Raw genomic sequence first — 8,442 nt, 5'->3', positions numbered from 1 at the left:
GATGATTATAGCCGTATATGTCTTTAAGTTCCTCTGTAGTTATCTGGCCATACTTAAGAATATGTTCAATTACCGTCTTCGGCCGTTTTGCCTTGATGCTTTTCAATAGTTTCAAAAACCATGTTGGATAGCGATATTTCCTCATGAAAAAACAAGCTTTTGCTGCTTATAATTAGCCTTATTAATAACTTTGGGCGCATCCTGTTCCAACCTCTCTACCAAGGCTGGCGACAGGTACAATGATTCGATCGTCTCATCATTGCTTCCCAGAAGCGTTGCCTGGCTTGATCTGCCCGCGCATATATACAGATGTTTTAGAGCAAGGTTCCCGGGCAAAATTTTACCATGCGTTTTTTCTCCAGTAATGCCGTCATAACTGATAATGTAGGAAATATCGCTTTTATTCATTACGGACAGCGCATCTGCAAAATCATTGTATGCAAGCCCATTACAGTATCTATGGTCCCTCGTGAAGGACGTTCCCTGGTACGGTGGATCCATGTAAACCAAATCATCCTTTTTCGCCCTCTTTACCGCTTCACGAAAGTCAATAGCGGAAACAGCGGTTTTTTTCGCCAGCAAATAGGAAACACCCATAATATTCTTCTTCATCGCGCTCGGACGCATTCCCGAACGCCGATTATCCGCGCTCTGGTTAAACGACCCATCGGAGCTGTACCTTACCGATCCTTTAACGATTCGGGCAAGCAAATAAAGCAGATGGTGCGGCTGATGGGTAGAATTGAATTGGTCCCGAATACGCAAGAAGTAATTTTTCCTGTCCGGGTGTTGTACATGCCACATCCTCTCATATTTACTGGCTAACCGACTTGGCCTATCAAGTATTTCCCGCCACAAATCCATTAGCGGTTTGTTCAAATCATTGAGCAAAACCCGTTTCGCCAACCCGTGGGCGGCGGCGGCAATAGAAACCGCACCGGCGCCGCAGAACGGCTCAATAAGACAATCCACTTTGCCGGGGAAATGCAGAAGAATATGCTTTGCAATGCTGCGCTTACTGCCCTGATAAGGGAACGGGTGAGGAATGTGCATGCCTGGGAACGGCCTCATGCGCCGATTGTACCGTATTCCTCCTTGCAGCAGTTTTTTTCAGTGGCTGTGGCGAGGGCCTCCTGCCGCTTGCCAGCGGCGGCAACCGGAATTCCCAACCGTCCGGCAAAATACGCGATAATTCTCATATGCCCCCAAGCTCGCGCAATCCCCGCAACCGGCGGCAGGCCCGCAAGGTCGCGCCGCTATGCCGCGGCCTCCGGTTCTTCCCCAAGCGGCAATTCCCGCAACAGGCGGTCGGCAGCGCCGCGATGACGGGCGACGATCTCCCGGCCGTTGCCGCCGGCCAGGCGGCGCAATACCTCGTCTGCCAACAACTGAGAGACCCGCCCCGCCAGCTCCCGGTAGTCGCACACGATCCAGGCGGCGCCCGCCTCGCGCAGCAAACCGACCACCGAGGAAAAATTGGCATAATGCGGACCGGCAATCACCGGCACCCCCAGGGCCGCGGGCTCCAGCGGATTCTGTCCGCCGTGCGTAACCAGGCTGCCGCCCACGAAGGCCACCTCGGAGGCGGCGTAGAACAAGGGCAGTTCTCCCAGGGTGTCGAGCAACAGCACAGGTTCCGTAAGTGGCCCGCGCGAACCCTGACTACGGCAAACGACCCGCGGGTATCCGGCACGGCGGCATTCCTCCAAAACCCGTTTCTGGCGCCAGGGATGGCGCGGGGCCAGGATCAGCAGCGACCCGGGATGCTCGGCCTCTACCAGGCGGAAAGCCCGCAATACCTGCCGCTCTTCTCCTTCGTGGGTGCTGGCGGCGATCCAGGCGACCCGGTCGTCGAAGAGTTCGTGCCGCAGGCGGAGCGCGTCTTCCTCCATGTCCGGGGGAAAGGCGATATCGAATTTGAGATTGCCGGTGACCCGCAGCTTGGATGCCGGAACGCCCAGTTCCCGGTAGCGGCTGGCGCTTTGATCGTCCTGGGCTGCGACCAGCGACACGGCCTCGAATGTCTCCCGGAACAAGGCGGGCAGGCGCCGGTAACCGGCCAAAGAGCGGTCGGAAAGCCTGGCGTTGGCCAACACCAGAGGGATGCCCCGGTCGCGACAGGCGGCAAACAGGTTTGGCCAGATCTCCGTTTCCATGACGATCGCCAACTCTGGCCGGCAGCGGTCAAGAAAAGAAGCGACCGCAAAGGAGAGGTCGAAAGGCAGATAGGCGAAATCCATGTCTATGGCGTCGCCCAGACGGGCCAGGATACGGGCGCCGCTGGGCGTCGTGGTGGTCACCAGCAGGCGGCGCCCGGGAAAGCGTTCGGGCAGGCGCTGCAACAGGGGGCGCGCCGCCTGGATCTCGCCTACGGAGACGGCATGCAACCAGATCCGGCCGGCAGCCGGCGCGCGCAAACGGCCGGGACAGCCAAAGCGCTCTGCCCAACCGTGCAGGTAGCCGCGGTCCCGCGTGCCGAGCAGCGACAAGCGCAGCAGGGCCACGGGCAGCAGACACCAGGCGCACAGGTTGTACCATCGGCGCGCGCTCATGCGGCGCCCCCTGCCCTGCCGCAAAAGGTTGCTCCGGCGCCGACCCGGGCCGGCGGGAGAAGCCGGTGCGCATAGCGACAGCCTGGGCGTTGCATTGCGGCCTGCTGCCCCTGCTTGCCGCGGCGACCGTTGCCGCCGCCGAGCCTGCGCCGCGCGCCTTCGAAGCCCACTACCTGCTTGAGCGCAACGGCCTGCTGGTCGCCCGCATAAAACGACAGCTTCGCGTACGAGCGGACGGCGTCTTTGTCTTCCGTTCGGAGGCACGGCCGGCAGGAATCGCCGCCGTGCTGTTCGGAAAAGTGCGAATCACCGAACAAAGCCTGCTGGCGCCCCATAGCGGCCGTTTGTTGCCGCGGTACTACTCGTACCGGCGCGAGGGACACCGCCCCCGGCAACGGCGGGCGGCGTTCGACTGGGAACGCGGGGAACTGATTCTCGGCGTTCAAGGGGAACGGCGCCTGTCCCTGAAATCCGAGGCGCCGGTCTTCGACCGGCTGTCCGGCGAACTGAGCGTGATCGGCGAGCTGCGCCGCGCCGGCGAGCGACGGGAATGGCTTTACCTGCTGACCGAAGGCAAGAAGGTCAAGGAATACATCTTTCGCCTGCAAGCGAAGGAGTGGCTGGACGTGAAACCCTGGGGGCGCCTGCAGACCCTGCGCGTGCTGCGGCGGCAGCGCCATAGCGAAGGCAAGCGAAAGACGCTCTCCTGGCATGCGCCGCAGCTGGACTACCTGCCGGTGCGAACCGAAACCACGGAGAAAAACGGCGACCTCTACGTGAGTACGCTGGAGACATTCCGCCCGGCAGCCGGCCCGGATGGCGGCGCCGGCGACGCGGCGCCTAAGAACCCTGCAAATAGCGTTCCAGCTCCGGGGGAGACAGATACCCGGGCAACTCCTGGCCGTTCTGCAGATAGATAGCCGGCGTGCCCCGGACCCCGAAGCCGCGGCCGATTTCGAGGTGGCGGGAAACCGGATTGTCGCAGCGACGGCTCTCCACCGCCCTGCCGCTCTTGGCCAGGGTAAGCGCCTCGCGGCGGTCTTGCGCGCACCAGATCGATTCCATAATGCGGCGGGTCTTCTCGGCATCGCCGATCACCGGAAACGCCAGGTAGCGGACGCCGATTCCCCGCCGGTTCAGCTCCGGGACTTCCCGGTGCAACCGCCGGCAATAACCGCAGTTCACATCCGTGAACACATAGATGAAATGGCGCGGATGCGGCGGCGAGAACTCGATCAGATCCTGCGGCGGAATGTTGCGCAGCCGCTCGGCGCGCAATTCGCCGCGCCGGGCCTCGCTGAGATTGGCCCGTCCCTGCAAATCAATCAGGTCGCCGCGCAACACGAAGCGGCCATCCTCGCTCATATACAGCAGCTCCGTGCCCAACTGCAGTTCGTAGAGACCGGCCATGGGAGTGGCACGGATACTGGTAAGCTGCAATTCCGGGAACACTTTCGACACCTGCTTGGAGAGCCGGGCGCGGGTCTCCGCATCCGGTTCGGCCGCCATGGCGGCAAAGGGCGCCAGCAACAGCAGCAACGCCGCCGAAGGCAGAATGCGGCGGCCGTTCCTCCGGGTACCGTTCATCCGTGCCTTTATCCGCGGGGATGATGCGTGGCGTGCAGGCGCTTCAACCGCTCGCAGGCCACGTGCGTGTAGATTTGCGTGGTGGAGACGCTGCTGTGTCCCAGAAGCAGCTGCACGGCGCGCAGGTCCGCCCCGTGGTCCAACAGGTGGGTGGCGAAGGCATGGCGCAGAGTATGCGGAGTCAGGGAACCGGGCGCCAGGCCGGCCTGGATCGCATACCGCTTGATCAGGTGCCAGAAGGTCTGGCGGGCCATCGCCCGCCCGCGGCGGGCAGGGAAAAGCACGTTGGAAGAGGCCCCAGCCAGCAGTAGCGGGCGCGCCTCGGCGAGATAGCGCTGCAACCACTCCACCGCGGGGTCGCCCAGGGGAATCAGACGCTCCTTGCCGCCCTTGCCCACAATCCGCACCAAGCCCTGACGCAAGCCGAGTTGCCCCAACTGCAAACCCACCAGCTCCGAGACGCGCATCCCGGTCGCGTAGAGCACCTCCAGCATGGTGCGGTCGCGCAACCCCCGCGGCGCGGAGAGCGCGGGCGCCGCCAGCAACAATTCCACTTGGCGCTCGCTCAAGCCCTGCGGCAGACGGCGCCCCAGCCGCGGAGATTGCACGTGCGCCGTAGGATCCCGTTCGAGTTGCCCCTGCCGCGCCAGGCGACGGTAGAAGCGCCGCAGACAGGAGAGCCGCCGTGCCCGGCTGCGCGCCGACCCGGAGACCGGATCGCCCAAGTAGGCGTACAGGTCGGCAGGCGCGGCGGCCAGCAAGTGCCCGCCCCGTTGCCGCAACCAGGCGCAAAAGCTCCGCAAGTCGCCGCGATAGGCGGCCAGAGTATTCTCGCTTAATCCTTTTTCCAGCCAAAGCTTATCCAGAAAATCATCTATCGAATCATGTTCCGATGTGCTTTTCTCAGGCACCCTGTTATCAGGAAAGCCACCCTTAGACAAACCGCAATATCCCCTCGTGCCCCTCGTGCCCCTCGTGCCGGAGCAGCCAATCCTTGCGCGCAAGCCCTTGCGAGTAGCCGCCGGTACCGGTAGCCGCCACCACGCGGTGACAAGGTATCAGGATCGGGATGGGATTGGCCCGGCAGGCGCCGCCCACTGCCCGGCTCCCCGTACCCAGGGAGCGCGCCAACTCGCCGTAACAGCGCGACTGCCCCGGGGGTATGGCGCATAACGCCCGCCATACTCGCTGTTGGAAGCTCGTACCCTCGGGCGCCAGCGGCAACCGCGGGAAGGCGGCGGGACGGCGGAAATAGGCGCGCAACGCCCCTATCGCCCGTTGCACGACCGGTTCGCCCGCCAAAGCTGCGGGATTCGATGAGGGAGGCGCCGCCGACACATTATAAAACCAGAGGCGCCGCAGGCGCCCATGCGTCCAGCGCATACCCAAAGTGCCCAGGGAAGTATCCAGGCTACAGGTTCCGGAGACCGGGCGGCGCGCGTTCATCGCATTACTTCTTAGCGGCCGGAATCTTCTCCCGGATACGAGCTGCCTTGCCGCGCCGTTGCCGCAGGTAATACAGCTTGGCACGGCGCACCCGGCCCCGGCGCTTAACCTCAATGTCGCCGATCAAGGGGCTATAGACCTGGAAAACGCGCTCCACGCCTTCGCCGTAGGAGATCTTGCGCACGGTCAGGGAAGAGTTAAGCCCGCGTCGGCGCATGGCGATCACCGCCCCCTCGAATAACTGGATGCGCTCCCGCCCGCCCTCGCGGACGCGGACCTGCACGACCACGGTATCCCCCGGCCAGACCTCCGGCAGTTTCCGTCCGGCCATACACTCTTGTTCCCACTGCTCTACGATGTTCATCGTCCCGCCTCCTGTCCTGCAATCGGCCGCTCGCAAAGATAAGCCGCAAGCAGCTCGCGCTGCTCGGCGTCCAGTTCCCGCTCCAGCAACAGTTCCGGCCGCCGTTGCCACGTGCGCCCCAGGGCCTGGCACAAGCGCCAGCGGCGAATGCGATCGTGATCGCCGCTCAACAGCACCTCCGGCACCTGCAAGCCCTCGACTTCGCGGGGGCGGGTATATTGCGGATACTCCAGCAAATCCGCGGCAAAGGAATCCTCGCTGGCCGCCGCCTCATGTCCCAGGGCGCCCGGCAACAAACGGGTGACCGCATCAATCAGCACCAGCGCCGCCGGCTCGCCGCCGCTCAGGACATAGTCGCCGATTGACCACTCTTCTTCCACCTCCAGCGCGATGAGGCGCTCGTCAACCCCTTCATAGCGCCCGGCCAGCAGGATCAGGGCCGGGCGGCGGGCCAGCTCGGCCACGCCGCGCTGATCCAGGCGGCGCCCCTGCGGACTGAGATAGATTACCGACGCCTCCGGGCCCAGGCCTGCCCGCGCCGCCGCCAGCGCGGCGCGCAAGGGCGGCGCCATCAAAACCATGCCGGGCCCCCCGCCGTAGGGGCGGTCGTCCACGCTGCATTGCGGCTCCGGCGCATAATCGCGCGGGTTCCAGGTCCGCACTTGCAGCAAACCGGCGCGAATGGCGCGCCCCACGATACCGCCGCCGCTGAGAGGCGCGAACATCTCCGGGAACAGAGTAACGACGCCAAAACGCATTCAGGCCGGCGCCTCCCAGCATACCCGCACGACTCCTGCCCGCAGGTCCACAAGCTCGACGACCGATCCCGGCACCCACGGGATCAGGTATTCCCGCTCGCCGATAACCTGCAAGACATCCTGGGCGCCGGTCTCCAACAGGCGCTCGATGCGCCCCAGGCCGCGCCCCTGCCGATCCCGCACCCGCAGACCGATCAGGTCGTGCCAATAATACTCTCCCGCCGCCGGGGGCGGCAGGGCGGCGCGGGGCACTGCGATCCGCGCTCCCAACAGGGCCCGGGCCTGCTCCCGGTCCGTAACCCCGTCCAGATAGGCCACCAGACCGCGGCCATGGCGGGCGCCGCGCGCGCGTATTGCCTGCATTGAGCCGTCATCGCCGCACAACAGCCAGTCGCGATAGGCCAGGATATTCTCTGGCGGCCGGGTGTGCGAGAGCACCCGCACCCCCCCGCGCACGCCGTAAAGACCGTTGATCCGCCCCAGCGTTACCGGCGGGGAATCCACGGGCGGAACCGGCCCTGCCGAGGGCGCCGTAGCGACGGCTGTGGCAGCCATGGCGGCCGAATCAGGCCGCGGCGGCGGCCTTTGCCTGCGCGAGCAAGCGCAAGACCCGGTCCGATGCCTGGGCCCCCTGCCGCAACCAATGCTCCACCCGCTCCCGGTCAACCTGCAGGCGCCGCTCCGGACCGCGAGCGATGGGGTTAAAATAGCCTACGCGCTCAATGCAACGCCCGTCGCGCTTGGCGCGGCGATCCGTCACCACGATATGGTAAAAAGGGCGCCGTGGCGCACCGACGCGGGACAATCGAATCCTTACCATGAGACTTCCTCAGCCGAATCCTTCGGTCACCATGAAAGCGGGTTATTGTACGCTATGAGCGCGGCGCGGCAAAGCGCCGGCCCCGGCAACCGGGCCCGGCTGCGCAAACGGGAACTGCGCTCGCTGCTGCGTACCCGCCGGCAGGCGCTGAGCGCCGAATACCGCCGCGGCGCCTCGCGCGAGATCCATGCCTCCCTGCTGCAATTGCCGGAGATGCAGCGCGCGCGTTCTTTGTTCGCGTATATCTCGATGGGCGCGGAAGCGGAGACCCGCAGCCTGATTCGCCGCCTGCTGTCGGAGGGGCGGATCGTCTGCGTACCTTATCTGCGCGACGGGGAAACGATGGTCGCCGTGCGGCTAAACGCATGGACGGAGTTGACGCCGGGCCGCTTCGGCATCCTGGCGCCCCCCGCGCGCCGGGCCTGGACCGGCCGGCTCCGGCTCGCGCTGGTGCCGGGCCTGGGCTTCGCCCCCGACGGCGCCCGCCTGGGGGCGGGCCGCGGCTACTACGACCGCTGGCTGGCGCGCCACCCGGCGACGCGCCGCATTGCCCTGGCATTCGAGCGGCAAATAGTGGCGAAACTCCCCGTAGAGCCATTCGACGCCCCCATGCACCGCATCGTCACGGAACGAAGGCTGCTCACCCCCGCACCCCCCGGATAAGCGCTCCAAGCCGTTACGCAAGTGAGGGGAAGAAAAGCGGCTCTCTCTATATCTGCCACGAATTTCTGCTTTCCAGTCCGTGTAAAAACCCCGAAAATCCAGAGCCGCACGAAAAACTACCCACTGGCACGGCAAATATCCGCCATTCCCGCTTTTTTTTCTGTCATTCCGGTTTTTTCGTCATTCCGGCCCTTCTTGTCATTCCGGCGAAAGCCGGAATCCCGCGCAAATAGAGCGCGGAACGCGCACATT

General features: G+C 64.4%; 12 protein-coding genes. 2 read left to right on the top strand and 10 right to left on the bottom strand.

What is annotated here, in order from left to right:
• The 3 genes from OXU43_05825 to waaA form a co-directional block, all read right to left on the bottom strand.
• Nucleotides 1-145, bottom strand: a 145-nt coding sequence (locus OXU43_05825) for an HNH endonuclease (GenBank protein ID MDD9824671.1), incomplete at its 3' end; no start/stop codon positions are given.
• A complete protein-coding gene (locus OXU43_05820; protein MDD9824670.1) occupies nucleotides 142-1,053 on the bottom strand; it encodes a Dam family site-specific DNA-(adenine-N6)-methyltransferase in 912 nt (303 codons plus the stop codon). The genes OXU43_05825 and OXU43_05820, both read right to left, overlap by 4 nt.
• Before the next feature lie 203 nt (nucleotides 1,054-1,256).
• Entirely contained in the window at nucleotides 1,257-2,552 is a 1,296-nt protein-coding gene (waaA, locus tag OXU43_05815; protein ID MDD9824669.1) for a lipid IV(A) 3-deoxy-D-manno-octulosonic acid transferase, read from the bottom strand.
• Between the two features lie 65 nt (nucleotides 2,553-2,617).
• Between waaA and OXU43_05810 the strand changes: the two genes are divergently transcribed.
• Nucleotides 2,618-3,472: a DUF3108 domain-containing protein gene (locus OXU43_05810; protein ID MDD9824668.1), complete on the top strand. Its 855-nt coding sequence runs from the start codon at nucleotides 2,618-2,620 to the stop codon at nucleotides 3,470-3,472.
• Here the strand turns inward: OXU43_05810 and OXU43_05805 are convergent.
• The 7 genes from OXU43_05805 to rpsP are packed head-to-tail and all read right to left on the bottom strand — an operon-like array spanning nucleotide 3,393 to nucleotide 7,527.
• Nucleotides 3,393-4,139, bottom strand: coding sequence for a DsbC family protein (locus OXU43_05805; GenBank protein MDD9824667.1), 747 nt, complete (start codon nucleotides 4,137-4,139; stop codon nucleotides 3,393-3,395). The two genes, OXU43_05810 and OXU43_05805, sit on opposite strands and share 80 nt — an antisense overlap.
• Nucleotides 4,140-4,147: 8 nt before the next feature.
• Entirely contained in the window at nucleotides 4,148-5,050 is a 903-nt protein-coding gene (gene xerD / locus OXU43_05800; GenBank protein MDD9824666.1) for a site-specific tyrosine recombinase XerD, read from the bottom strand.
• Nucleotides 5,051-5,072: 22 nt separating this feature from the next.
• Entirely contained in the window at nucleotides 5,073-5,585 is a 513-nt protein-coding gene (locus OXU43_05795) for a methylated-DNA--[protein]-cysteine S-methyltransferase (protein MDD9824665.1), read from the bottom strand.
• A gap of 4 nt (nucleotides 5,586-5,589) precedes the next feature.
• A complete protein-coding gene (gene rplS, locus OXU43_05790; GenBank protein ID MDD9824664.1) occupies nucleotides 5,590-5,949 on the bottom strand; it encodes a 50S ribosomal protein L19 in 360 nt (119 codons plus the stop codon).
• Nucleotides 5,946-6,707 carry a tRNA (guanosine(37)-N1)-methyltransferase TrmD gene (gene trmD, locus OXU43_05785; GenBank protein ID MDD9824663.1) on the bottom strand — a complete coding sequence of 254 codons (762 nt, stop codon included), beginning with the start codon at nucleotides 6,705-6,707 and terminating at the stop codon, nucleotides 5,946-5,948. The genes rplS and trmD overlap by 4 nt, the downstream gene beginning before the upstream one ends.
• Entirely contained in the window at nucleotides 6,708-7,262 is a 555-nt protein-coding gene (rimM, locus tag OXU43_05780; protein ID MDD9824662.1) for a ribosome maturation factor RimM, read from the bottom strand.
• Between the two features lie 10 nt (nucleotides 7,263-7,272).
• Entirely contained in the window at nucleotides 7,273-7,527 is a 255-nt protein-coding gene (gene rpsP, locus OXU43_05775) for a 30S ribosomal protein S16 (protein ID MDD9824661.1), read from the bottom strand.
• Nucleotides 7,528-7,581: 54 nt separating this feature from the next.
• Between rpsP and OXU43_05770 the strand changes: the two genes are divergently transcribed.
• Nucleotides 7,582-8,190 (top strand): 5-formyltetrahydrofolate cyclo-ligase, encoded by a 609-nt coding sequence (locus OXU43_05770; protein MDD9824660.1) that lies wholly within the window; start codon nucleotides 7,582-7,584, stop codon nucleotides 8,188-8,190.
• Nucleotides 8,191-8,442: the final 252 nt, after the last annotated feature.

The organism is Gammaproteobacteria bacterium (assembly GCA_028817255.1).
Classification (GTDB): Bacteria; Pseudomonadota; Gammaproteobacteria; order Porifericomitales; family Porifericomitaceae; genus Porifericomes; species Porifericomes azotivorans.
The sequence above is the reverse complement of the archived record's forward strand: the minus strand, read 5'-3'. Positions and strand labels throughout refer to the sequence as shown.